The following is a 22371-nucleotide window of genomic DNA, read 5'->3' on the forward strand; positions in this document are numbered from 1 at the left end:
GCGGCGGGGACCGTGAGTTCCCCGGTGGTACTCATGGGGACGACCACCACGTGGACCGGAAAGATACCGGAGTCGGGCCGAGTGCGCGGACTCCCCGTTTTCGTAACACACTGACAGTAATTCGAAACCGAAATCAGTTACCATCCACCCGAACTCCCCGGCGTGTTTAAGCGGATCCGACTGCAAATCGATGGTATGCTCGCCGACGAATTCGGGCGGGAGGTAACTGGGGTACGTGTCTCTCTCACTGATCGGTGTAATTTCGACTGCGTCTACTGTCACAACGAGGGGCTCGGGGACACTCGCGGACCGATGGATCCCCAGGACGACGAGATGTCGACCGACGACGTCGTCCGATTTCTCGAGGTCGCCGCCGAGTTCGACGTCGACGCGGTCAAGTTCACGGGTGGAGAGCCGATGTTGCGACAGGATCTCGAGGAGATCATCGAACGCACGCCGGAGCAAATGGAGGTCTCGCTGACGACTAACGGCACGTTCCTCCCCGGCCGCGCCGAGGACCTCGTCGACGCCGGCCTCGAGCGGGTCAACGTCTCCCAGGACGCGCTCGATCCCGAGGACTTCGCCGCGGTGACGAAGAGCGGGGCTTACGAGAAGGTGCTCGAGGGCGTCGAGGCGGCGCTCGACGCAGGGTTGGACCCGGTCAAGCTCAACATGGTCGTCTTCGAGCACACTGCGGGGTACGTGCCGGAGATGGTCGACCACGTCGCGGAAAACGACGGGCTTCAGCTCCAGTTGATCGAGTACATGCCCGAGCTGACGGGCAAGCCGGAGTGGAACATCGACATCGGGCGGGTCCACGACTGGCTGGCCGAGCAGGCCGACGAGATCGAGCATCGCGAGATGCACGACCGCAAACGGTACTGGGTCGATGGGGGCATGGTCGAAATCGTCGATCCCGTGGAGAACCCCACCTTCTGTGCGAACTGCCACCGCGTTCGGGTCACGCACGAAGGCTACCTGAAGGGGTGTCTCAACCGCAACGACGATCTCAAGTCGATGGGCGAGATGACGAAACCGGAGATCAGGGATGCCTTCCGCGAGACCGTCGCGAATCGGGTCCCCTACTACGGCGAGTACATGGTCCAGAACGACGAGGGCCAGTGGGAAATCAACGAGAAGTACATCGAAGAGTACGCGGGAGTGTAGCTGACAGCATCAGGTACCGCCCGGTCCGAACCGTCTCTTTCTCCGACCCGAGCGGCGGAATCACGACAGAGAGGACCACACGAGCGGCCGCCACCTTTCGTTGCCCTTAAGTAGTCGACGGGGGTAGGTTCGGGTGCAATACGTGTAGGGGAGTGATCCCCGAGTCCGGGAGGGCGATGATAGACGGACGGTGTTGTGGTAGCCAAGCGGCCCAAGGCGCATGGTTGCTAACCATGTGGCGTCAAGCCTCCGGGGTTCGAATCCCCGCCACAACGTCGGACACTTCGCTGGCGTTTTCCCGCCAGTCGATTTGCAACGCTCGCAGACCAGACACAGATACACGACAATATGAGCGCCGAAGAACCTCAAGAACAAGAAGACGACGAAGATCTTCGATACTTCGTTCGCATCGGGCAAACCGACCTCGATGGGACGAAGTCCGTCGAGCGCTCGCTCTCGGAGATGAACGGGATCGGTCGCCGAACCGCCCGGCTCATCGCCGACGAAGCGGGTGTCGACCGAACGGCGACGTTCGGCCGTCTCGACGACGACGTCATCGATGGCGTCATCGAAGTCGTCGAGAACTACGCTGCGGAAGTCCCGGACTGGCTCAACAACCGCCAGGACGACTTCTACAGCGGTGAAACGACCCACGAGATCGGCAACGATCTCCAGTTGACTCGACAGCACGACATCAACCGGATGAAGATGATCGACTCCTACAAAGGGTCCCGCCACAAGCGCGGCCAGAAGGTTCGCGGTCAGCGAACCAAGTCCACCGGTCGTACGGAGGGCACCATCGGAGTCAACGTCGAAGAGATCCGCGAAGAACAGGCCGAAGAGGCCGCCGCGGCCGAAGAAGAAGAGGACGAGGGTGAATAATGCCACTCGGCACTGACACCAAGCAATACGAAACGCCGAACCACCCCTACCAGGGTGAGCGCATTGCATCCGAACACTCCCTCGTCGACCGCTACGGGCTCAAGAACAAGGAAGAGCTCTGGCGAGCACAGTCCGAGCTTCGCTCCTACCGGCGCGAGGCCCGAGAACTGCTCGGCCAGGCCCAGGACGACGAAACCGTCATCCGCCGCTCCGAGGAGTTCCTCGGTCGGCTCAAGCGCGTCGGCATCCTCGACGAGACCGACGAGCTCGGCGACATCCTGTCGCTCGAGATCGAGGACATCCTCGAGCGCCGACTGCAGACGATCGTCTACCGGAACGGACTGGCGAACACGACCCAGCAGGCCCGCCAGTTCATCACCCACGGCCACATCGTGGTCGACGGGCAGCGCCACAGCATCCCGTCCTACGTCGTCGACGTCGACGAGGAGGACCTGGTGGCCTTCGACGAGAACAGCTCGCTCGCGGACGACCTCCACCCGGAACGCGCGGAGGGCCAATAACATGAGTCAGGACGACGACAAATGGGGCATTGCCCACGTACACGCATCGTTCAACAACACCGTCATGACCGTGACCGACCTCACGGGCGCGGAGACGATCGCCAAGTCCTCCGGTGGGACCGCGGTCAAGCAAAACCGCGACGAGGCGTCGCCGTACGCGGCCATGCAGATGGCCGAGTCCGTCGCCGAAGAGGTCAAAGCGGCCGGCATCACGGGCCTGCACGTTCACGTGCGCGGCCCCGGCGGCAACCTGCAGAAATCCCCCGGTCCGGGTGCACAGGCGACGATCCGTGCGCTCGCCCGTTCGGGCATCGAGATCGGGCGCATCGAGGACGTCACGCCGGTCCCGCACGACGGATCGCGCGCTCCGAAAGGGAAGGGCGGCTACTAGACCATGACTGCAGAGTACGACGTCGAGTTCGTCGAACGCGAGGATCGGGAAGCCCGATTCATCGTCCGCGGCGTGACACCCGGGTTCGCTAACGGGATCCGTCGAGCGATGGTCGCCGACGTGCCGACGATGGCCGTCGACACCGTTCGGTTCGTCGAGAACTCGTCGGTGATGTTCGACGAGCAACTCGCTTTGCGACTCGGGCTCGTCCCGCTGACGACGCCGCCGGTCGGCGAGTTCGCCGAGGACGATACCGTCACGCTCTCGATCGACGTCGAAGGGCCGGCAACCGCCTACTCCGGCGATCTCGTCTCCAGCGACGACCTCGTCCAACCCGCGGACGAGAACGTTCCGATCATCGAACTCAAAGACGACCAGCGCCTCGAGGCCGAGGCCGACGCTGTGATCGACCGCGGGAAGGACCACGCCAAACACCAGGGCGGGGTCGCGGTCGGGTACCGACACCTCCAGCGCGTGGAGGTCGACGGTGATCTTCCGGAGTTCGAAGACGAGGAGAGTCGGATCATTCGCGGCGTTATCGAGGACGAGGGCGAACTGGTGTCGACGAGCGAGTTCGACCACGATCTCTCGAACCGCTATCCGGGCAAAGAGGTCCGGGTCGAGGACGTGCCGAACGCCTTCGTCTTCCACGTGGAGACAGACGGCTCGTTCCCCATCGAGGAGCTCGTGACGCGGGCCGCGGATACGCTCGCAGAACGCGCGACCGAACTCGAAGACGCAGTACAGCTGTAGATATGAACCGACGCCCCCAACCCACTCAGGAGACGCCGCTCGCCGACGCCGTGAGCGACGAGACCGGCGATCGCGTCTCCGCTGGAATCGAAAGGGGTTTGAAGGGGCGACGGGTAGACGGAAGTGCGAGCAGGGATAGCCAAGTTAGGCCAACGGCGCAGCGTTCAGGGCGCTGTCTCGTAGGAGTCCGCAGGTTCAAATCCTGCTCCCTGCATCACTTCTCTACGACCGAGCGACAGTCGGGACGGAGTCGATCGTGGTTCGATCACGATCGCTTCGCGACCGGGTTCGTTCGGCAGTACAACAATTTCGATTCCACAGTCGACGGCGCAGTTCCTCGCGTCGTCGATCAGTTAGCAGTTGGAGGATACCAATGAGTAGCAAGACTAATCCGAGGCTCAACGATCTTATCGCCGAGCTGAAGTCGACGTCCCGCGAAGCGGGCGCCGACGTCTGGCGAGACGTTGCGGATCGACTCGAGAAGCCCCGGCGCACACACGCTGAGGTAAACCTGGGCCGTATCGAGCGATACGCACGCGAAGAAGAGACTGTCGTCGTTCCCGGCAAAGTGCTGGGATCCGGCGCACTACAGAAGAACGTCACCGTCGCTGCCGTCAACTTCTCTTCGTCCGCAGAGACGAAGATCGAACAGGTCGGCGAGACGGTCCCACTCGAGGAAGCCCTCGAGGACAACCCCGAAGGGTCTAACGTCCGGGTGATTCGATGAGTCTCGCAGAGTTCGACGCAGATCTCGTCGTCGACGCACAGGACTGTATTCTCGGCCGAGTCGCGAGCGAGGTCGCCCAGCGCGCGCTGGACGGCGACCGCGTCGCGATCGTCAACGCCGAGGACGCGGTTATCACCGGCGACAAGGAAGACATCTTCGAGACGTACCGCACGCGGCTAGAGCTGGGCTCGGACCGCGGGCCCTACTATCCCAAGCGACCGGACACGATCTTCAAGCGGTCCGTTCGCGGGATGCTGCCGTACAAGAAACCCCGTGGCCGCGAGGCCCTCGACAGCGTTCGCGTCTACGTCGGCAACCCCTACGAGCACGACGACGACCACGAGTCGGAAGTCCTCGAGGGAACGTCGCTGGATCGCCTGTCGAACATCCGCTTCGTTCACCTACACGAAGTGTCCGAACAGTTAGGTGCTAACGTCACATGGTAACCAACACGAGTGGCAAGAAAAAGACGGCCGTCGCTCGCGCCACGGTGCGCGAAGGCGAGGGTCGCGTTCGAATCAATTCCCAACCCGTCGAACTGGTCGAACCCGAGATGTCCCGGCTCAAGATGCTCGAGCCGTTCCGCATCGTCGACGACGACCTGCGTGACGAGATGGACATCGACGTCCGCGTCGAGGGTGGCGGCATCAGCGGGCAGGCAGACGCCGTTCGAACCGCGATCGCACGCGGGATCGTCCAGGAGACCAACGACGCCGAACTCCGCGACGCGTTCATGGAGTTCGACCGCTCGCTGCTGGTCAACGACGTTCGCCAGTCCGAACCGAAGAAGTGGGGCGGCCCGGGCGCTCGGGCGCGCTACCAGAAGTCCTACCGCTAAGGTGATTCAGACATGATGGTACCGGTCCGGTGTTTCACCTGTGGCAACGTCGTCGCCGAACACTGGGAAGCGTTCGACGAGCGAGCGAACGAGGGCGACGAGGATCCCGAGAAGGTCCTCGACGACCTCGGTGTCGACCGCTACTGCTGTCGGCGCATGCTCGTCAGTCACAAGGACCTCGTCGACGTCGTCTCCCCGTACCAGTAACAATGCAACAACAACAGCACAACCGCTACGAGAAGGCACGCATCCTCGGCGCTCGAGCGCTGCAGGTCTCCTACGGCGCGCCGGTGTTGATCGAGACGGAGCAGACCCAACCGATCCTCATCGCCGCCGAGGAGTACGACGCCGGCGTGTTGCCCTTTACCGTCAAGCGGGGGTACGACCGGAAATGACGCTCATCACCGACGTCCGGCTCCGCCGGATCCTCGACTCTCGAGGAAACCCGACGGTCGAAGCCGACGTCGTGACCGAGAGCGGCGGGTTCGGTCGCGCTGCGGCACCCAGCGGTGCCAGCACCGGCGAGTACGAGGCCGTCGAGCGACCGCCGGGCGAGGCGATCGCGGCGGCCCGGGAACACGCCGTTCCCCGACTCGTCGGCGAGGCCTACGCGGGCAACCAGCGGGAAGTCGACGCCATCCTGCACGCCGCAGACGGTACCGACGACTTCTCGGAGATCGGTGCCAACAGCGCGGTCGCGATCTCGATGGCGGCTGCCAAGGCCGGCGCCGACGTGCTCGGTGCCCCGCTCTTTCAGCACCTCGGCGGCACGTTCCGCGGCGACAACTTCCCGGTTCCGCTCGGGAACGTCGTCGGCGGCGGCGAACACGCCGCCGACGCGACCGACATTCAGGAGTTCCTCGCCGCACCCGTCGGCGCGCCGAGCGTCGAGGACGCGGTCTTCGCCAACGCGGCCGTCCACGCCGCCGTCGCCGACCTGCTCGAGGAACGCGATCTTCCCTGTGGCAAAGGTGACGAGGGCGCGTGGGCGCCGTCGATCGACGACAGCGAGGCGTTCGAACTCGTCGCCGAGGCGGTTTCGATGGTGCAGGACGAAGTCGGCTTCAACATCGGCTTCGGACTCGACGTCGCGGGCGCCGAACTGTACGATTCCGACTCCGGAACGTACGAGTACAGCGATCGGAGCCGCGACACCGACGAGCAGATCGCCTACATCGCCGAGCTGGTCGAGGAGTACGACCTCGTCTACGTCGAGGATCCCCTCGACGAGGACGATTACGACGCCTTCGCCGACCTTACGGACGAAGTCGGCGACCAGACACTGATCTGCGGTGACGACCTGTTCGTCACCAACACTGACCGTCTCGTCGAGGGGATCGATCGCGGCGCGGCCAACAGCATCCTGATCAAGCCGAACCAGATCGGGACGCTGACGGACGCGTTCGACGCGATCGAACTCGCGACGGAGAACGGATACGACTCGGTCGTCTCCCACCGCTCGGGCGAGACCGAGGACACGACGATCGCACACCTCGCCGTTGCGACCGACGCGCCCTTCATCAAGACGGGTGCCGTCGGCGGCGAGCGAACCGCAAAGCTCAACGAGCTCATTCGAATCGCAGACGACGCGACATGACAGAGAACGATGCAACCCAGGAAGGGCTCGACGCCGCCGAGGAGGCGATCGACGAGGAGCCAGCCGAAGGGGCTGGCCCCGCCGCCGACGCCGACGACGTCGAGCCAGTAGACGAACAGCCCGCCGACGCCGAGGGAGCGCCCGCGGCAGACGCCGAAGAAACCGACGACGTCGACGAGGAGGACGCCGGTCCGACCCTCGACGACGACGTCATGTCCGACGAGGAGGCGGACCTGCTGATTCCTGTCGAGGACTACCTCGGCGCCGGCGTCCACATCGGGACCCAGCAGAAGACCGAGGACATGGAGCGGTTCATCCACCGCGTCCGAACCGACGGCCTCTACGTGCTCGACGTCTCGAAGACCGACGGCCGTATCCGCACGGCCGCGGACTTCCTCGCGAACTACGACCCCGAGCAGATCCTCGTCACCTCGAGTCGCCAGTACGGTCGGTTCCCGGCGGAGAAGTTCGCCGAGGCCGTGGGCGCTCGCGCCCGCACCGGCCGCTTCATCCCGGGTACCCTGACGAACCCGAAGTACGACGGCTACATCGAGCCGGACGTGCTGGTCGTCACTGACCCGATCGGCGACGCCCAGGCCGTCAAGGAGGCCATCACGGTCGGCATCCCGGTCATCGCGATGTGTGACTCGAACAACCAGGTCAGTAACGTCGACCTCGTCGTCCCGACGAACAACAAGGGTCGCAAGGCCCTCTCGGTCGTCTACTGGCTCCTCGCCAACGAGGTCCTCGACCGCCGCGGCGCCGAGCCGTCGTACTCGCTCGAGGACTTCGAAAGCGGCGTCTAATCCGTTCGAATTCGACGACGATACTGTTCGTTTTCTCGTGGCCGTTCTACCGTGTGTCAAGAGGGAAAGCCGTCGCTATCGGACTGTGATACCGACACTCCGCTGGATCGCTCGAAGCGCTGGTGCAGAGCGAGTGACACCCGAGATCTACCCACAAGCTTTACTGTGTGCTGGACTGTCATGATTGTTATGGACAGTTCACCGTCACGGGGCCCGGAAGACGTGATATCGCGGTGGGACGAGGTGTTTACCGCTCTCTCGGCCGAACCGCGTCGACAGATCGTCGACGCACTGATCGACGTTCCCCCCGGCGAGCCCGTCTCGTTGCCGGAGACAGCGGCGAGCGCAAACGGTGGGACGGATTTCGATCGACTACGACTTCAATTACAACACCGCCATCTCCCGCTTCTGGAGGCGAACGGGTTCGTCCAGTGGGAGAGCGATCCGCTGCGCGCCTATCGAGGTCGCGACTTCGAGGAAGTGGCTATCGTTCTCGAGAGCCTCTACGCGAACGCTGAGGAAATTCCGGATCGACTGGTTGTCGGCTGTCAGACCCTCGAGTACGAACTGGAAAGCGGAAACTCCGGGTGTGAACTCAGCGGCTAAGCCCGGCTCGCGAACGGGGTGGGTCCGCGAGAAATCAGTGTGAGCCTCACGTGGGTAGCATCGACGATCGGAAATGACATGACGCGGCGGTGAGGCGCTGATCGTCACGCCGATATGGTCTCGAGCAGGTCCTCGACCAGTTCGGCGGCCTCGACGGCAGTCGACCCGAAGACGTAGGTCGCGGGTTCGATGCCGAATGCACCGCGGTGGTAGGCGACGCGGGGGACCGCGCCGCGGTCTGCGAACCGAGTCCGGAGATGATCGTCGCGGTCCTCGTAGTCGGCGTCGAACTCGAGGGGATCGATACCCATCGCCCGCGCGGCCGCGAGCAGGTCGTCGTCGGTGGCTATATTGATCGCGCTGTGGACCTCGGGGTCGACGCTCGTTGCCGCGAGGACTGCCGTCGCGACGTGTTTCGACGCGCCGAATTCGGGGTTCGCCGGGATCTCGATCCGGCCGCCCATGGCGTAGATTCGGCCGGGGATCGCGGCGACGTCGGTCTCGTCGCGTGGATCGGGCAGGCACATGCCGACGTTGGTCCCCACGTTCGGGATATACTCCGCCATACCGGGAATCGAGGCGAGCGTGCGTGCGGCGGTGCGGACGCTTCCGAGGACGTCACGCTCCGCTCGGACGTCCGGATCGAGCCCGCGGACGCAGAGGTCACAGCTCAGTCCCTGCAGTTCAGGCATCGCCTCCTCGTGGAGTTCGCAGATCGGGCCGCGGTCCTCGAGCGTCCGGACGAGCGAGAGGAGTTCGGCGAGGGCGTCGTAGCCGTCGATCTCGCCGCCGGCGAGTCCGTCGGCGATGCGATCGACGGTGGCGACGGTTTCGGGGTCGTTCCGAAAGCGGTCGTCGCCGCCGCTCTCGCCGCCGATATATTTGCTGACGGCGGCCTGTGTCACGCCGAGTTCGGCGGCGATCTCCTGTTGGGTTAACCCGCGCTCGGCGAGTCGGGCGGCCAGCATCGCCCGTACCGTCGGCAGGAATCGATCGACGACGAGTTCACTCGGAAGGACGAGCGACATACGACCGACGTTCGGTTGCAGAACTATAAGTCCGACCGGGATCGGTGGACCGGCGAAGCCACGGGTGGACGACAGCGACGACACAGACAGGTATTACTTCCCGTCGTGCGAACCGCCGGGCATGACACGCTCGAGCGCTCCCGGGAAGGTGTACTTGTTCGGGGAGCACGCGGTGGTTTACGGGGAACCCGCCGTTCCATGTGCGATCGAACGGCGGGCGCGAGTCGAGGTAGAACGACGAGACGATGGACATCTCCGGGTCAATGCCGAAGATCTCAGCCTCAACGGGTTCACGGTGGAGTACGGGGCCACCGCCGATAGCCGGCCCGACGTGGACGTTCCGGAGTCACTCGTGACGGCCGCGACGCAGTACGTCGACGGCGCGATCGAACAGGTCCGTGCGGTCACCGGCGCGGAGGACGCCGGCTTCGACGTCACGATCGAGAGCGACATCCCGCTCGGTGCGGGCCTCGGCTCCTCGGCGGCGGTCGTCGTCGCCGCCATCGACGCCGCGACCCGCGAACTGGGCGTCACCCTCGAGCCCGAGGAACTCGCCGATCGAGCCTACCGGACGGAGTCGCAGGTCCAGGACGGCCAGGCCTCGCGTGCCGACACGTTCTGTTCGGCGACCGGTGGTGCAGTTCGGGTCGAGGGGGAGGACTGTCGGTCGCTCGAGGCGCCCGATCTGCCGATCGTGATCGGCTTCGACGGCGGGGCGGGGGATACCGGCCAGCTGGTCGCCGGGGTTCGCAGCCTGCGCGAGGAGTACGACTTCGCGGCCGACACGGTCGAAGCCATCGGGGACGTGGTCCGGAACGGCGAGGACGCGCTCGCCGACGGTGACGTCGAGGAGATCGGTCGGCTGATGGACTTCAACCACGGCCTCCTCTCCGCGCTGGGCGTCTCCTCGCGCTCGCTCGATACGATGGTCTGGGCGGCTCGCGACGCGGGCGCTCACGGCGCGAAGCTCACCGGAGCCGGCGGCGGCGGCTGTATCGTCGCGCTCGATCCGACCGACGAGACGGAGACGGCCCTCTCGTTCACCCCGGGCTGTGAGGACGCCTTCCGCGCAGAACTCACCGAAACGGGGGTGGAGCGACTCGAATGATCGTCCTGAAACTCGGCGGCAGCGTCATCACCGAGAAGGACCGCCCGGAGACGCTCGACGGCGAAGCCCTCGAACGGGCGGCCGACGCCATCGCGGCGGCGATCGACGGCGGGCTGGAGGACCTCGTCGTCGTCCACGGCGGCGGGAGCTTCGGCCACTACAACGCCAGCGAACACGGCGTCAGCACGACCGAGGGGACACGCGACGCGACCGCGGTGCTCGACATCCACGGCGCGATGAAGACCCTGAACCAGTTCGTTCTGGGACGCTTGCTCGAGCGCGACGTCCAGGCGGTGCCGGTCCATCCCTTCTCGGCGGCCGCCCGGGATAGCGAGGGGGAGCTCGATCTGCCGACCGGACAGGTCGAAACCATGCTTGCGGAGGGATTCGTTCCCGTCCTCCACGGCGACGTGATCGCTCACGCCGGCGCGGGCGCGACAGTCGTCAGCGGCGACGAACTCGTGGCGGACCTCGCCCGGACGCTCGAGGCGGATCGCGTCGGCCTCTGTTCGACGGTCCCCGGCGTGTTAGACGGAGATGATGCGGTGATCGACCGGATCGACGAGTTCGACGCCGTCGCGGCAGTACTCGGAGCGAGCGACGCGACCGACGTCACCGGCGGGATGGCGGGCAAGGTCCGGACGCTGCTCGCCCTCGAGGCCGAGGCGTCTATTTTCGGACTCGAGGCGCTCGAGTCGTTCCTCGAGGGGGAGAATCCGGGGACGACGATCGACTAAGACACAGCGAAAACGAAGAGAGCGAATACTGAGTGCTCTTTTTACCGGGTCCAGAACCCGCCCGTGAACATAACGAGGACCGGAATGATCTCCAGCCGACCGATCCACATGAGGAAGATCATCAGGAGTTTCGAGAACATCGGGAAATCGGCGTAACTGCCGAAGGGGCCGAGGAACCCGAAGCCGGGACCGATGTTCCCGATCGTCGCGAGGCTCGCGCTGAACGCTTCTAGCGGCGTCTCGATCAGATGGTTGGCGTCGAGCGCGATGAGCAGTGTCGCGAGGGCGAAGATGAAGAGGTACATGAACGTGAAGCCGAGCACGCCGCGAATGGCGTCCTCGTCGACGACGTTGCCGCCGAGCCGAATCGGACGGACGACTTCGGGATGGGATGCCGTGAACAGCTCCCGACGGAGCACCTTGAACACGATCAGCCATCGAACGACCTTGACGCCCCCGCCGGTCGAGCCGGCACAGCCGCCGACGAGCATCGCGAAGAGGAGCACGATTTTGCCCGTCGACGACCACTCGATGAAGTCACTGGTCGCGTAGCCGGTCGAGTTCAGTAGCGAGACGACCTGGAAGGCGCTCTGGCGCAGTGAATTTTCGAACGCACCCGCAGTTACGCCGCCGAGTTTCCCCAGTTCCGGTGCGGCACCCGCATAGAGGATTCCTGCAAGTAAGACGGTAAGCCCAACGATTGCACCGATATACGCCCGAAATTCGGAGTTACGGACGAAGCGCCGTCTCTCGCCGCTGAAGACGTGCCAGAACAGGGCGAAGTTGGTTCCGGCGATAATGATGAACGGGATGAACGTCCATTGAACGATCGGTGAGAACGCCGCGATACTCCTCGATTCAGGCGAGAATCCGCCCGTCGGGAGCGTCGTGAACCCGTGAGCAATGGCGTTGTAGAGTCCCATGTTGGGGGCCAACCCCGCCTGATTCAGGCCGTAGAGGATCGCGATGAAGACGACGGTAAAGGCGAAGTAGACGAGCCAGAGGATGCGCGCCGTCTCGGCGATACGCGGCGTGAGTTTCTGTAACTGCGGCCCCGGCGCTTCCGATTCGACGAGCTGTGCCCCGCTGACCGCCAGCTCGGGGAGGATCGCGACCATCAACACGATGATTCCCATTCCGCCGAGCCACTGGGTGAGCTGTCGCCACATCAGTATCGCGTGCGAGTGGCGATCGAACGAGATCTCCCCGAGAACAGTCGCCCCGGTCGTCGTAAAGCCGGACATCGACTCGAACAGCGCGTTGACGGGGTGAGCGAGCGTCGATTCGGTTCCCCAGCCCGCGATCACGTAGGGGACTGCACCGACGATCGCGACGGCCAACCACGACATCGCCACGAAGAGCATGGCCTCACGGACCTGCAGGTCCGGGTCCGGGCTGAGCCGCTCGAGGCCGTAGCCGAGGGCGATCGTGAGCACGATCGTCGCGACGAACGGGAACACCGGGTCACTGTAGATGAGTGCCACGACGATCGGGAACACGAGCGGAACGGAGAGAAACTTCAAAACGGTACCGACGAGCGCGATGCTGGCCCGCCAGTCAGTTCGAATCCGCATAACACACCCCACACGGGTAGTCAGGTCTGGACACGGTATCTAATGGCATTTGGATTCGATCTCATTAATCCATCGTGACCAGTTCCACACACACACATCCGATACGAGTGGTGCGTTTGTCGGCCGAAGAGGTCGATTGCAGCGTCGCTAGATCAGCTCGATGACCTCGTCGAGCGCGGCCGCGTCGACGAAGACGATGACGTGATCGCCGGGCTGGACGACCGTCGAGCCGCGGGGCGTGATGTGTTCGCCGCCCCGTGAGATCGCACCGATGACGACGCCCGTCGGGAGATCGTTCGTCGCGTCGGCGATCGGTCGACCGACGAGGACGCTGTCCTCGCCGACCTCGATCTCGATGACCTCCGCGAGGTCGTGCTCGAGCATCGCGACCTTCTCGGTGTGATCAGTGCGAGTGAAGCGGACGATCTCTTCGGCGGTCTCCTCGCGGGGGTTGATCGCGACGTCGACGCCGACGGTCTCGAAGAGATCGGCGTACTCGGGGGTTTCAATGATGGCGACGGTTCGGTCGACGCCGAGGCGGTCGGCGAGCAGGGAGACGAGCAGGTTCTTCTCGTCGCTGTCGAGGGCGGCGATCACGACGTCGGCTTCGTCGACGTGTTCGCGGGCGAGGAACTCGGCGTCGGTCGCGTCGTTCTCCATGACCATCGTGTTCGGGAGCGCCTCGGCGACTTCGCGGGCGCGGTCGGGATCCCGCTCGATCAGCCGCGGACGGAAGCCGTGGTCCTCGAACTCGCGAGCGGTCTGGAACCCGATCTCGCTGGCACCGACGATGACGACCTCCTCGGCTTCCTCCGGCGTCCGTGCGACTTCGTCGGCGAACTCGTTGATCGAATCGGGACTGCCGATCACGACGACTCGGTCGCCGCCCTGAATGACCGTGTCGCCCCTGGTCACGACCATCTCGTCGTCTCGGAAGATGGCGGCGAAGGTGAGCGAATCGTAGCAGTCGGCCTCCCGCACGGTTCGGTCCGCGATCGGACTGTCCACTGGGATATCGAACTCCGCCATGCGGATGAGACCGCCGGCGAACGTATCGACGTCGTGAGCGCTCGGCACCCCGGAGATACGGAAAATCGCCTGTGCGGTCAGCAGGTCGGTACAGACCATGAAGTCGACGCCGAAGGCACCCTGCGAGCCCTGCCACGTCTCGAGCAGCGTCCTGCGCCGCACCCGTGCGATGGTAAACGCGTCCGAGGCGGCCTTCGCTGCACCACAGACGACCGCGTTCGTCTCGTCGTTGTCCGTACAGGCGATGACGAGATCCGCCTGCTCGAGCCCCGCCTCGCGTAGCAACTCGAGATCGGTCCCGTCGCCACAGACCGTGAGCACGTCGAGAGAGTAGGTGAGCTCCTCGGCGGTGGCGGGGTCTCGATCGATCAGGGCGACATCGTGGGTGTCCTCCAGATTGGCGGCGATCGAACGGCCGACCTCGCCTGCCCCGACGATGATCACGTACACGACGGACCCTCCGAAATCATAGTTATTGAATCGGATTTCGGGGCGACCGGCAAATGAATTGCGGTGTCAAAAGGAGCCCGATCGGGACCGCCGAGTCGCCGTAAACCGGCGTCACGGGCGACACCGCGGCGGGCGCGGTAACCCGCTGCGTTTTTAACACCCGGGCGTGTAAAGGATACCTAGCGAAACCCGCGGGCAAGTGCGTTCGGGACTCACGCCGACGTGAGCTATCGAAGACGGAACCGCCGTCGCGCCGGGCGCATAGCGGGATGGCCGACGCGCTGCAAGACGCCGGGGCCGTACGACTAGGCGTCCGCGGACCGTTTCGATGAGAGCCAGTTCAGCGGCTTTCAGTACAAGGAACCATGGAAATCGAAATCGCAACCATTGGCGGCTACGAAGAAGTCGGACGGCAGATGACTGCCGTCCGGGCCGGCGACGACGTCGTCATCTTCGACATGGGTCTGAACCTCTCGCAGGTCCTGATCCACGACAACGTCGAAACCGAGCGGATGCACAGTCTCGATCTGATCGACATGGGCGCTATTCCGGACGATCGGATCATGAGCGACCTCGAGGGCGACGTCAAAGCGATCGTGCCGACCCACGGCCACCTCGACCACATCGGAGCCATCTCCAAACTGGCGCACCGATACGACGCGCCGGTCGTCGCGACGCCGTTTACGATCGAACTGGTCAAACAGCAGATCGAAGGCGAACAGAAGTTCGGCGTCGAGAACGACCTCGTCAAGATGGAGGCCGGCGAAACGATGTCGATCGGCGACTCCGGTCAGGTCGACCTCGAGTTCGTCAACGTCACTCACTCGATCATCGACGCGATCAATCCCGTTCTTCACACGCCGGAGGGTGCGATCGTCTACGGGCTCGACAAGCGGATGGACCACACGCCCGTCATCGGCGACCCGATCGACATGGAGCGCTTCCGAGAGATCGGTCGGGAGGGCGAAGGCGTCCTCTGTTACATCGAAGACTGTACCAACGCGAACAAGAAGGGCCGGACGCCCTCCGAGAAGGTCGCCCGCGAACACCTCCGGGACGTCCTCTACAGCATGGAGGACTACGACGGCGGCATCGTCGCGACGACCTTCTCGAGCCACATCGCCCGCGTCAAATCGCTCGTCGAGTTCGCCGACGATATCGGCCGCCAGCCCGTCTTGCTGGGTCGCTCGATGGAGAAGTATTCCGGCACGGCGGAACGACTCGACTTCGTCGACTTCCCCTCCGATCTGGGAATGTTCGGTCACCGCAAGTCCGTCGACCGCACGTTCAAACGGATCATGAACGAGGGCAAGGAAGACTACCTGCCGATCGTCACCGGCCATCAGGGCGAGCCCCGGGCGATGCTCACCCGAATGGCTCGCGGCGAGACGCCCTACGAACTGGACGACGGCGACAAGGTCGTCTTCTCCGCCCGCGTGATCCCCGAGCCGACCAACGAGGGCCAGCGCTACCAGGCCGAGAAACTCCTCGGCATGCAGGGCGCGCGGGTCTACGACGACATCCACGTCTCGGGCCACCTCAACCAGGAGGGCCACTACGAGATGCTCGACGCACTCCAACCCCAGAACATCATTCCAGCCCACCAGGACATGAAGGGCTACTCGAGCTACGTCAACCTCTGTGAGAGCGAGGGCTACAAACTCGGACGAGATCTCCACGTGACGCGAAACGGAAATCTCATCCAACTGGTCGACTGATATGACGAGTCCCGAGGCACGCGAAGAGGCGGTACTCGAGGCGATCCGGCAGCGCCGCGAGCAGGTCAACGAGGCGATTCCCGAAGAGCTGCCGATCCAGCGACCCGAACGGCTCTACGAGGCGTCCCGATATCTGCTAGATGCCGGCGGCAAGCGGCTGCGACCGGCAGTCCTCCTGACGACCGCGGAGGCATTGACCGACTCGGAACCGCTCTCGGCGGAGTATCGGTCGCTCGACGCGCTCGACGACAGCGGCCCGGTCGACGTGATGGCCGCCGCCGTCAGCGTCGAGGTCATCCAGTCGTTCACCCTGATTCACGACGACATCATGGACGACGACGACCTCCGTCGCGGCGTTCCCGCCGTCCACGAGGAGTACGACCTCGAGACGGCGATTCTCGCCGGCGACACGCTCTACTCGAAGGCCTTCGAGATCATGCTCGATACGGGCGCGGAAGCGGACCGAATCGTCGACGCGCTTCGCGTGCTCGCGACGACCTGTACGAAGATCTGTGAGGGACAGTCGCTGGACGTCACCTTCGAACAGCGAACCGACGTCTCGCCCGAGGAGTATCTCGAGATGGTCGAACAGAAGACGGCCGTCCTCTACGCCGCCTCGGCGGCTATTCCCGCAATCTTGCTGGGGGCCGACGACGAGACGATCGACGCGCTCTACGGCTACGGCCTCGACATCGGCCGCGCCTTCCAGATTCAAGACGACGTCCTCGATCTGACGGTGCCCAGCGAGCAACTCGGCAAGCAGCGGGGCAGCGATCTCGTCGAGAACAAACAGACGCTGATTACCGTCCACGCCCGCAACGAGGGCGTCGACGTCGACAATCTGGTCGACACCGACGACGTCGACGCGGTCACCGAGGCCGAGATCGACGACGCCGTCGCGGCACTCGAGGACTCCGGGTCGATCTCCTACGCCAACGAGACCGCCCGCGACCTGGTCGAGCAGGGGAAGAACCGCCTCGAAGTGTTGCCAGACAACGAGGCACGCGAATTGCTCTGTGAGATCGCGAACTACCTGATCGAACGCGGGTACTGAGCGGGTCCCGACGCGTCGAGTCACCGTCCGATTCTCGGTCCCTCGTGTTCCGGATCGATCCCGCTCGAGAGACGGTCTCTCCCGGTCGGTACGACCGAACTCACCGTTCGATATCGTCCGGGTCTTTTTGCGGCTGCCATACCGATCGAGGAGTATGACTGACGACACCCCCGACAGATCTGCCGGCATCTCCTCCAGGCGACGATTTCTCTGCGCGGCCGGGGCCGCCGGAACGGCCGTGACTGCCGGTTGTACCGGGTCGATACTCGGGGCGTCCGAATCGGACGAGAACGAGATCGAACCCGAGGAGCCGAGCGAGCCGCGAGCCGGAACGCCGGGTGAGTTCTACACGCTCGTCGAGCGGAACGACATTCCGGTCGATTCGCTCCGGTGGGATGGGTCGGATCTGGTCCTGAAGTACGTCTCGGACGCCGAAACGGAAGCTGAGTCGAAAGAAGAGATCGAGATTATTACGACGGTCTACAACGAGAACCTCGTGAAAAACGACGCCGGAGTCGGCACCCTCTTCGCGGAGATCACGAATCCATTCACGGGGCAGGCACACGGCTGGGGCGTCAAGACGGAATGGTGTGAGCGATACAACGCGGCCGTCGAAGACAGCGGTGGGGAGAGCGACGACGGAACCAGTAGCGACGGGGACGGGGACGGGGACTCGAGCGGCGGAAACGAGACTGACGGCGACGGATCGGACGGTGGCAACGAGACGGACAGTGATGACAGCACCAACGAGACGGAGGGCGGAAACAGCACCAACGAGACCGACGGCGATGGCGGGTCCGCGGATATGGCCGCGGTCGTTCTCATCAGTAACGTCCTCAACACGCGAGTGTACGCGGAAGATCTCGAAGAGTGAGAGCGACGGCGGTCTCGTGACGGGGCGCGACTGGAGACGTGCACCGGGAAGAGAGCGAATCGCGAGGGTTTTTGGCCGGGCGCGAATAGCAGCGAGTAATGGACGACGAGTTACGCGAGCGCGTCGAGCGCGAGGCCGAAAAGCACGCGCTGTTGAACGCCGTCAAACACGAGAGCGACGCCGCGGTCGGTGCCGTCATGGGACCGCTGATGGGCGACAACCCGGACTTTCGCGAGCACTCCGACGCCGTCCCCGGCGTCGTCGGCGGCGTCGTGAGTCGGGTCAACGACCTCGCGTACGAGGAGAAACGCGCACGCCTCGAGGAACTCGCACCCGAGGAACTCGCCGAGATCGAGGCCGAGGAGGAGGAAGACGAACACGATCTACCGGAGCTGCCGAACGCCGGCGACTACGACGAGATCCGGATGCGGTGTGCGCCGAACCCGAACGGCCCCTGGCACGTCGGTCACGCCCGGATGCCCGCCGTCATCGGCACCTACCGCGAGCGCTACGACGGCTGGTTCTGCGTGCGGTTCGACGATACCGATCCCGAGACCAAGCGGCCGGATCTCGACGCTTACGATGCGATTCTCGAGGATCTCGACTATCTGGGCTTCGAGCCGGACGCGACCTACAGGGCGAGCGATCGGGTCGAGACCTACTACGATCACGCTCGTGACCTGATCGAGATGGGCGGGGCCTACACCTGCTCGTGTTCGGGCGAGGAGTTTTCGGAACTAAAGAACTCGGCCGAGCCGTGTCCCCACCGCGACAAGGACGCGAGCACCGTCCTCGAGGAGTTCGAGGCCATGCTCGAGGGCGAGTACAGCAGCGGCGAGATGGTCCTGCGGGTCAAGACCGACATCGAACACAAGAACCCGGCACTTCGCGACTGGGTCGCCTTCCGAATGATCGATACGCCCCATCCCCGCGAGGAGGCGAGCGAGTACCGGTGCTGGCCGATGCTCGACTTTCAGTCGGGCGTCGACGATCACCTGCTCGAGGTCACCCACATCATCCGCGGGATCGACCTGCAGGACTCCGCGAAGCGCCAGCAGTTCGTCTACGACTACTTCGGCTGGGACTACCCCGAGGTCATCCACTGGGGCCACGTCCAGCTCGACGACTACGACGTCAAAATGAGCACGTCGACCATCGCCGAGCTGATCGAGGAGGGCGAGCTCGACGGCTGGGACGACCCGCGAGCGCCGACGCTCAAGAGCCTGCGCCGACGGGGTATCCGGGGCGAGGCCATCGTCGAGGCGATGACCGGACTCGGCACCTCGACCACCGACGTCGACCTCGCGATGAGTTCGATCTACGCGAACAACCGCGATCTGATCGACGAGGAGACCGATCGCCGCTTTTTCGTCCGGGACGGCAACCAGATTCCCCTCGCCGGGGACTCGCCGGCCGAAGCGAATCCGCCGCTCCACCCGAACCACGAGGAGCGCGGGGTTCGCGAGATTCCGGTCGGCGACTCCGTCATGCTCGAGCTCGGAGACATTCCCGACGACGGAGACGGGGGAGACGACCGGCGGATCTGGCTGAAGGGACTGGGGTGTTTCCGGTTCGACGACGGCGTCCTCCGATACACGGCCGACGACATCGACGCGGTCCGCGAAGGCGGCGTCGACGTCGTCCACTGGGTTCCCGCGACCGGGAGGGTCCCCGTCCGAATGCGAACGATGGACGGCGACGTGACTGGACACGCGGAGCCGGGCGTCGCCGACCTCGAGCCGGACGAAATGGTCCAGTTCGAGCGAGTCGGTTTTGCGCGAATCGATCGACACGAGACCGACGAAGACGACGAGGAGACGGTCGCGTACTACGCGCACCCCTGAGTCGAATCGATCCCCGTCGACGGACCCTGACCGCTTCTGGAGTCCTTATCGCGAGTCGGCCGACCGGAGCGCAGCGGTCAGCTCCGTCGTCCGACCGAACTTGACCTGTACGTCACCCGCGACCCGCTCGTACCCCGCTGCACTGGCTACGATGCGGTGTCGCCCGTGCTCGAGCTCGAGTTCGAACGCGCCGTCGCCGCCGGTCGACGTCTGTACGCTGTCCGCGCGGACGGTCGCGTCAACGACGGCGGTTCCAGACTCGTCGACTACGGTCCCCCCGATCGTGCCGGTTTCCGGAATTTCGTCGTCACCCTCGGCGAGTTGCACCCAGCCGAAGGCCGTTTCGCCGTCCTCGACCAGTACCTGCCCATAGCCATCGCTGTATCCCTCGGCGCTCGTGACGAGAATTTCCCACCAGCCTTCGCTCACTTCGAACCCCTTCCCCCGGGTTTCGTTGTCGGGGACCGACCCGCGTGACGCAGTGATCCCGTATCGCTCGTCACCGAAAACGTCGATTTCGCAGGGAATCGTCCTGCCGCCGCCCACCGGTGTCGCGGAAACCTCGAGCTCACCCGTACCGGGTCCCCACTCGCGCTCGAGGCGGACGTCTCTCGTGACCGTCTCGCCGTCCCGGGCGCGGACCGAAATCGATCGCGAGGCGTAGCCGGGTGCGGTCACCTCGAGTCCGTACTCGCCGTTCTCGACCGCGAGCGCGTACTGCCCGGTGTCGTCCGTCACGGTGCTCGTTTCGCTGTCGATCCTCACTGTCGCGTCGGTGACCGGCGCACCGAAGTGGCGCACCGTGCCCTCGATGCGCGCGCTGGCGGTGGCATCGAGGTCGGCCGCACCGGGGTCGGCCGCAGCGGTACCCGTCGCGGCTCCGGCCAGTCCCGAGCCGAGGAGGGCAGTCCGTCGGAGAAACGTTCGGCGATGGTTCGACATATGAATCGACTGAAGGAGAGTGCGATCCACTCATAACCCTTCGGTCCGAGAAATCGGTTTCTGAGGCTGAATGACGCAGAATACCGTATTTCAGTCGAGGGAGAATGACGGACTATTTTCAATATACCGCAATCGGATCGGTCAGTAGTCGCTCCTCGAGCGCGTCGCGCGACGAACGGCGTCGATCGTGACTACTCGAGGAGGTCGTCGGCCCGCTCGGGGAGCGGATCGGCGACGACGCCGTCTCGCCGTCCCAGTACGCGGGCGTGGGCCGCACAGACGAGTCGGTTTCCGTCCCAGGGGACGTGCAACTCGACCGCGGCGGGGCGTTCGCAGTCGGACTCGGAACACGTCATTCGTCCGTGCGAACGACGGCCAGGGATTCAGTGTTTTCCCCGCCCCTCAGAACAGGAAGACGGCGATGAGGAATCCGAAGAGGATCGACGCCGTCAGCAGGACCTGGACCGCCGTCGAGGCGAGCACGCCGATCGTGGTGTAGACGGCCGATCGCGTGCTCCCCTCGAGTTCCCCGTTGCGGACGAACTCGAGGACGAAGACGGTCCCGAAGAGGCCGGCGAGTAGTCCCAGCGGGCCGGTGACGATCATGAGGACGATCCCGACGACGGCGGCCACGGCGGTGGTCAGCCAGGACGCGCCGCCGGCCCTGGCGGCGATCGAGCCGCCGAAGAACTCGACGAGCGCGGTGACGACGGCGATGAGAGCGAGGACGGCGAACGTGAGGGCACCGAGTTCGGCGAAGCCGGACCCCCACCAATAGACCACGAGTCCGGCCAGCGAGAGGAGGCCGCTGGGGACCATCGGGACGGCGGCGCCCACGATGGCGCCGGCGAGCAACGCGATCGCGACGACGGTAACGACATCGACCATACCGGTGGGGACGACGGACCGCGGCAAAGGCGTACCGTCTCCAATACTGTTACGTAACAGGTCCCGAACCTGTGGGGTATGACAGAATCACGCGGTGCGATCATCGTCGGCGCATCGTCGGGCATCGGCGAAGCGCTCGCCCGTCGGCTGTCCGACGACGGCTACGAGATCGGGATGGCGGCCCGTCGAACGGAACGGATGCGACAGATCGGCTCGGAACTACCGACCAAAGCCTACGTCGCGACGATGGACATAACAGCGACCGAGGACGCCCGCCGTGGGTTCTACGAACTGACCAACGCGATGTCCTCGGTCGACATCGTGATCATCAGCGCCGGCGTCGCCTCCGTCAATCACGACCTCGAGTGGGAGGAGGAGCGACGGACGATCGACGTCAACGTCCGGGGCTTCACCGCGATCGCGACGGCCGCGATGGACTACTTCGAGCACAACCCCGATCACGCGAGCGAGACGGACGGTCACCTCGTGGGGATTTCCTCGGTCGCGGCCCACGTCGGGACCGGTGGCACGCAGGCGTACAGCGCCTCGAAAGCGTTCGTCTCGACGTACCTCGAGGGCCTGCGGAATCGGGAGGCGAACGAGGACGGTACTATCGCGATCACGACCATCGAACCCGGATTCGTCGACACCGACCTCTCGCTGGGCGGGTTCTGGGAATGCTCGCCGGAGACGGCGGCCAATCAGATCGCGAGGGCGATCTACAAGGAGCGCTCCCACGCCTACGTTACGCGGCGCTGGCGGCTCGTGGCGTCGTTCCTGGATCACGCGCCGAACTGGCTGCTCCGGCGGCTGTTCTGAGTTCGATCGCTCGGACGT

Annotated in this window: 26 protein-coding genes and 2 tRNA genes; 22 read left to right on the top strand and 6 right to left on the bottom strand. The window is 64.6% G+C overall.

Annotated features, from left to right (window positions below; translation table 11 throughout):
• The first annotated feature begins 195 nt into the window (after window positions 1–195).
• From moaA to LDB05_RS06930, 15 genes are all read left to right on the top strand, one after another.
• The gene (moaA, locus tag LDB05_RS06860; RefSeq protein ID WP_226007180.1) at window positions 196–1167 is read left to right on the top strand and encodes a GTP 3',8-cyclase MoaA; all 972 of its coding nucleotides are present in this window, start codon (window positions 196–198) and stop codon (window positions 1165–1167) included.
• Between the two features lie 192 nt (window positions 1168–1359).
• A tRNA-Ser gene (locus tag LDB05_RS06865) sits at window positions 1360–1442 on the top strand.
• A 73-nt stretch (window positions 1443–1515) separates the two neighbouring features.
• On the top strand, window positions 1516–2049 hold the full coding sequence (locus tag LDB05_RS06870; RefSeq protein WP_226007181.1) for a 30S ribosomal protein S13: 534 nt from the start codon (window positions 1516–1518) through the stop codon (window positions 2047–2049).
• A complete protein-coding gene (locus LDB05_RS06875; protein WP_226007182.1) occupies window positions 2049–2570 on the top strand; it encodes a 30S ribosomal protein S4 in 522 nt (173 codons plus the stop codon). The genes LDB05_RS06870 and LDB05_RS06875 overlap by 1 nt, the downstream gene beginning before the upstream one ends.
• A gap of 1 nt (window position 2571) precedes the next feature.
• Entirely contained in the window at window positions 2572–2961 is a 390-nt protein-coding gene (locus LDB05_RS06880) for a 30S ribosomal protein S11 (protein ID WP_226007183.1), read from the top strand.
• Between the two features lie 3 nt (window positions 2962–2964).
• The gene (locus LDB05_RS06885; protein ID WP_226007184.1) at window positions 2965–3714 is read left to right on the top strand and encodes a DNA-directed RNA polymerase subunit D; all 750 of its coding nucleotides are present in this window, start codon (window positions 2965–2967) and stop codon (window positions 3712–3714) included.
• A gap of 129 nt (window positions 3715–3843) precedes the next feature.
• A tRNA-Leu gene (locus tag LDB05_RS06890) sits at window positions 3844–3928 on the top strand.
• 159 nt (window positions 3929–4087) lie between these two features.
• Complete coding sequence (locus tag LDB05_RS06895) at window positions 4088–4441, top strand: 50S ribosomal protein L18e (protein WP_226007185.1); 354 nt, start codon at window positions 4088–4090, stop codon at window positions 4439–4441.
• A complete protein-coding gene (locus tag LDB05_RS06900) occupies window positions 4438–4887 on the top strand; it encodes a 50S ribosomal protein L13 (RefSeq protein ID WP_226007186.1) in 450 nt (149 codons plus the stop codon). Before LDB05_RS06895 ends, LDB05_RS06900 begins: the two co-directional genes overlap by 4 nt.
• Window positions 4881–5279: a 30S ribosomal protein S9 gene (locus LDB05_RS06905; protein ID WP_226007187.1), complete on the top strand. Its 399-nt coding sequence runs from the start codon at window positions 4881–4883 to the stop codon at window positions 5277–5279. Before LDB05_RS06900 ends, LDB05_RS06905 begins: the two co-directional genes overlap by 7 nt.
• A gap of 12 nt (window positions 5280–5291) precedes the next feature.
• On the top strand, window positions 5292–5486 hold the full coding sequence (locus LDB05_RS06910) for a DNA-directed RNA polymerase subunit N (RefSeq protein WP_226007188.1): 195 nt from the start codon (window positions 5292–5294) through the stop codon (window positions 5484–5486).
• A gap of 2 nt (window positions 5487–5488) precedes the next feature.
• Window positions 5489–5674 (top strand): DNA-directed RNA polymerase subunit K, encoded by a 186-nt coding sequence (locus LDB05_RS06915; RefSeq protein ID WP_006184680.1) that lies wholly within the window; start codon window positions 5489–5491, stop codon window positions 5672–5674.
• On the top strand, window positions 5671–6876 hold the full coding sequence (eno, locus tag LDB05_RS06920) for a phosphopyruvate hydratase (RefSeq protein WP_226007189.1): 1206 nt from the start codon (window positions 5671–5673) through the stop codon (window positions 6874–6876). Before LDB05_RS06915 ends, eno begins: the two co-directional genes overlap by 4 nt.
• Window positions 6873–7682, top strand: coding sequence for a 30S ribosomal protein S2 (gene rpsB, locus LDB05_RS06925; protein ID WP_226007190.1), 810 nt, complete (start codon window positions 6873–6875; stop codon window positions 7680–7682). The genes eno and rpsB overlap by 4 nt, the downstream gene beginning before the upstream one ends.
• A 189-nt stretch (window positions 7683–7871) precedes the next feature.
• Window positions 7872–8288 (top strand): hypothetical protein, encoded by a 417-nt coding sequence (locus tag LDB05_RS06930; protein ID WP_226007191.1) that lies wholly within the window; start codon window positions 7872–7874, stop codon window positions 8286–8288.
• Window positions 8289–8392: 104 nt separating this feature from the next.
• On the opposite strand, the gene LDB05_RS06935 is transcribed toward LDB05_RS06930, so the two are convergent.
• Entirely contained in the window at window positions 8393–9316 is a 924-nt protein-coding gene (locus tag LDB05_RS06935) for a thiamine-phosphate synthase family protein (RefSeq protein WP_226007192.1), read from the bottom strand.
• 121 nt (window positions 9317–9437) lie between these two features.
• Here LDB05_RS06935 and mvk point away from each other — a divergent pair, with 121 nt between their 5' ends.
• Window positions 9438–10424 (top strand): mevalonate kinase, encoded by a 987-nt coding sequence (gene mvk / locus LDB05_RS06940; RefSeq protein WP_226007193.1) that lies wholly within the window; start codon window positions 9438–9440, stop codon window positions 10422–10424.
• The gene (locus LDB05_RS06945; protein WP_226007194.1) at window positions 10421–11161 is read left to right on the top strand and encodes an isopentenyl phosphate kinase; all 741 of its coding nucleotides are present in this window, start codon (window positions 10421–10423) and stop codon (window positions 11159–11161) included. Before mvk ends, LDB05_RS06945 begins: the two co-directional genes overlap by 4 nt.
• A 41-nt stretch (window positions 11162–11202) precedes the next feature.
• Here LDB05_RS06945 and LDB05_RS06950 read toward each other — a convergent pair whose 3' ends face one another.
• Both LDB05_RS06950 and trkA read right to left on the bottom strand, forming a co-directional pair.
• The gene (locus LDB05_RS06950; RefSeq protein WP_226007195.1) at window positions 11203–12735 is read right to left on the bottom strand and encodes a TrkH family potassium uptake protein; all 1533 of its coding nucleotides are present in this window, start codon (window positions 12733–12735) and stop codon (window positions 11203–11205) included.
• A gap of 147 nt (window positions 12736–12882) precedes the next feature.
• Window positions 12883–14214 carry a Trk system potassium transporter TrkA gene (gene trkA, locus LDB05_RS06955; RefSeq protein WP_226007196.1) on the bottom strand — a complete coding sequence of 444 codons (1332 nt, stop codon included), beginning with the start codon at window positions 14212–14214 and terminating at the stop codon, window positions 12883–12885.
• A gap of 365 nt (window positions 14215–14579) precedes the next feature.
• Between trkA and LDB05_RS06960 the strand changes: the two genes are divergently transcribed.
• From LDB05_RS06960 to LDB05_RS06975, 4 genes are all read left to right on the top strand, one after another.
• Entirely contained in the window at window positions 14580–15932 is a 1353-nt protein-coding gene (locus LDB05_RS06960) for a ribonuclease J (protein WP_226007197.1), read from the top strand.
• Window position 15933: 1 nt separating this feature from the next.
• Complete coding sequence (gene idsA3, locus LDB05_RS06965) at window positions 15934–16986, top strand: geranylfarnesyl diphosphate synthase (RefSeq protein WP_226007198.1); 1053 nt, start codon at window positions 15934–15936, stop codon at window positions 16984–16986.
• A 154-nt stretch (window positions 16987–17140) separates the two neighbouring features.
• Window positions 17141–17860 carry a DUF8159 domain-containing protein gene (locus tag LDB05_RS06970; protein ID WP_226007199.1) on the top strand — a complete coding sequence of 240 codons (720 nt, stop codon included), beginning with the start codon at window positions 17141–17143 and terminating at the stop codon, window positions 17858–17860.
• A gap of 98 nt (window positions 17861–17958) precedes the next feature.
• On the top strand, window positions 17959–19704 hold the full coding sequence (locus LDB05_RS06975) for a glutamate--tRNA ligase (protein WP_226007200.1): 1746 nt from the start codon (window positions 17959–17961) through the stop codon (window positions 19702–19704).
• Between the two features lie 45 nt (window positions 19705–19749).
• Here LDB05_RS06975 and LDB05_RS06980 read toward each other — a convergent pair whose 3' ends face one another.
• From LDB05_RS06980 to LDB05_RS06990, 3 genes are all read right to left on the bottom strand, one after another.
• On the bottom strand, window positions 19750–20646 hold the full coding sequence (locus LDB05_RS06980; protein ID WP_226007201.1) for a carboxypeptidase-like regulatory domain-containing protein: 897 nt from the start codon (window positions 20644–20646) through the stop codon (window positions 19750–19752).
• 191 nt (window positions 20647–20837) lie between these two features.
• The gene (locus LDB05_RS06985) at window positions 20838–21002 is read right to left on the bottom strand and encodes a DUF8014 family protein (RefSeq protein WP_226007202.1); all 165 of its coding nucleotides are present in this window, start codon (window positions 21000–21002) and stop codon (window positions 20838–20840) included.
• A 46-nt stretch (window positions 21003–21048) separates the two neighbouring features.
• The gene (locus LDB05_RS06990; protein ID WP_226007203.1) at window positions 21049–21534 is read right to left on the bottom strand and encodes a DUF456 domain-containing protein; all 486 of its coding nucleotides are present in this window, start codon (window positions 21532–21534) and stop codon (window positions 21049–21051) included.
• 78 nt (window positions 21535–21612) lie between these two features.
• On the opposite strand from LDB05_RS06990, the gene LDB05_RS06995 reads away from it, so the two are divergent.
• A complete protein-coding gene (locus tag LDB05_RS06995; protein ID WP_226007204.1) occupies window positions 21613–22353 on the top strand; it encodes an SDR family NAD(P)-dependent oxidoreductase in 741 nt (246 codons plus the stop codon).
• Window positions 22354–22371 lie beyond the last annotated feature (18 nt).

This window comes from Natrinema salinisoli (genome assembly GCF_020405205.1).
GTDB lineage: Archaea > Halobacteriota > Halobacteria > Halobacteriales > Natrialbaceae > Natrinema > Natrinema salinisoli.

Coding starts and splice junctions, on each gene's coding strand:
- moaA (WP_226007180.1), top strand. CDS start 196: ATGCTCGCCGACGAATTCGGGCGGGAGGTAACTGGGGTACGTGTCTCT.
- LDB05_RS06870 (WP_226007181.1), top strand. CDS start 1,516: ATGAGCGCCGAAGAACCTCAAGAACAAGAAGACGACGAAGATCTTCGA.
- LDB05_RS06875 (WP_226007182.1), top strand. CDS start 2,049: ATGCCACTCGGCACTGACACCAAGCAATACGAAACGCCGAACCACCCC.
- LDB05_RS06880 (WP_226007183.1), top strand. CDS start 2,572: ATGAGTCAGGACGACGACAAATGGGGCATTGCCCACGTACACGCATCG.
- LDB05_RS06885 (WP_226007184.1), top strand. CDS start 2,965: ATGACTGCAGAGTACGACGTCGAGTTCGTCGAACGCGAGGATCGGGAA.
- LDB05_RS06895 (WP_226007185.1), top strand. CDS start 4,088: ATGAGTAGCAAGACTAATCCGAGGCTCAACGATCTTATCGCCGAGCTG.
- LDB05_RS06900 (WP_226007186.1), top strand. CDS start 4,438: ATGAGTCTCGCAGAGTTCGACGCAGATCTCGTCGTCGACGCACAGGAC.
- LDB05_RS06905 (WP_226007187.1), top strand. CDS start 4,881: ATGGTAACCAACACGAGTGGCAAGAAAAAGACGGCCGTCGCTCGCGCC.
- LDB05_RS06910 (WP_226007188.1), top strand. CDS start 5,292: ATGATGGTACCGGTCCGGTGTTTCACCTGTGGCAACGTCGTCGCCGAA.
- LDB05_RS06915 (WP_006184680.1), top strand. CDS start 5,489: ATGCAACAACAACAGCACAACCGCTACGAGAAGGCACGCATCCTCGGC.
- eno (WP_226007189.1), top strand. CDS start 5,671: ATGACGCTCATCACCGACGTCCGGCTCCGCCGGATCCTCGACTCTCGA.
- rpsB (WP_226007190.1), top strand. CDS start 6,873: ATGACAGAGAACGATGCAACCCAGGAAGGGCTCGACGCCGCCGAGGAG.
- LDB05_RS06930 (WP_226007191.1), top strand. CDS start 7,872: ATGGACAGTTCACCGTCACGGGGCCCGGAAGACGTGATATCGCGGTGG.
- LDB05_RS06935 (WP_226007192.1), bottom strand. CDS start 9,316: ATGTCGCTCGTCCTTCCGAGTGAACTCGTCGTCGATCGATTCCTGCCG.
- mvk (WP_226007193.1), top strand. CDS start 9,438: ATGACACGCTCGAGCGCTCCCGGGAAGGTGTACTTGTTCGGGGAGCAC.
- LDB05_RS06945 (WP_226007194.1), top strand. CDS start 10,421: ATGATCGTCCTGAAACTCGGCGGCAGCGTCATCACCGAGAAGGACCGC.
- LDB05_RS06950 (WP_226007195.1), bottom strand. CDS start 12,735: ATGCGGATTCGAACTGACTGGCGGGCCAGCATCGCGCTCGTCGGTACC.
- LDB05_RS06960 (WP_226007197.1), top strand. CDS start 14,580: ATGGAAATCGAAATCGCAACCATTGGCGGCTACGAAGAAGTCGGACGG.
- idsA3 (WP_226007198.1), top strand. CDS start 15,934: ATGACGAGTCCCGAGGCACGCGAAGAGGCGGTACTCGAGGCGATCCGG.
- LDB05_RS06970 (WP_226007199.1), top strand. CDS start 17,141: ATGACTGACGACACCCCCGACAGATCTGCCGGCATCTCCTCCAGGCGA.
- LDB05_RS06975 (WP_226007200.1), top strand. CDS start 17,959: ATGGACGACGAGTTACGCGAGCGCGTCGAGCGCGAGGCCGAAAAGCAC.
- LDB05_RS06980 (WP_226007201.1), bottom strand. CDS start 20,646: ATGTCGAACCATCGCCGAACGTTTCTCCGACGGACTGCCCTCCTCGGC.
- LDB05_RS06985 (WP_226007202.1), bottom strand. CDS start 21,002: ATGACGTGTTCCGAGTCCGACTGCGAACGCCCCGCCGCGGTCGAGTTG.
- LDB05_RS06990 (WP_226007203.1), bottom strand. CDS start 21,534: ATGGTCGATGTCGTTACCGTCGTCGCGATCGCGTTGCTCGCCGGCGCC.
- LDB05_RS06995 (WP_226007204.1), top strand. CDS start 21,613: ATGACAGAATCACGCGGTGCGATCATCGTCGGCGCATCGTCGGGCATC.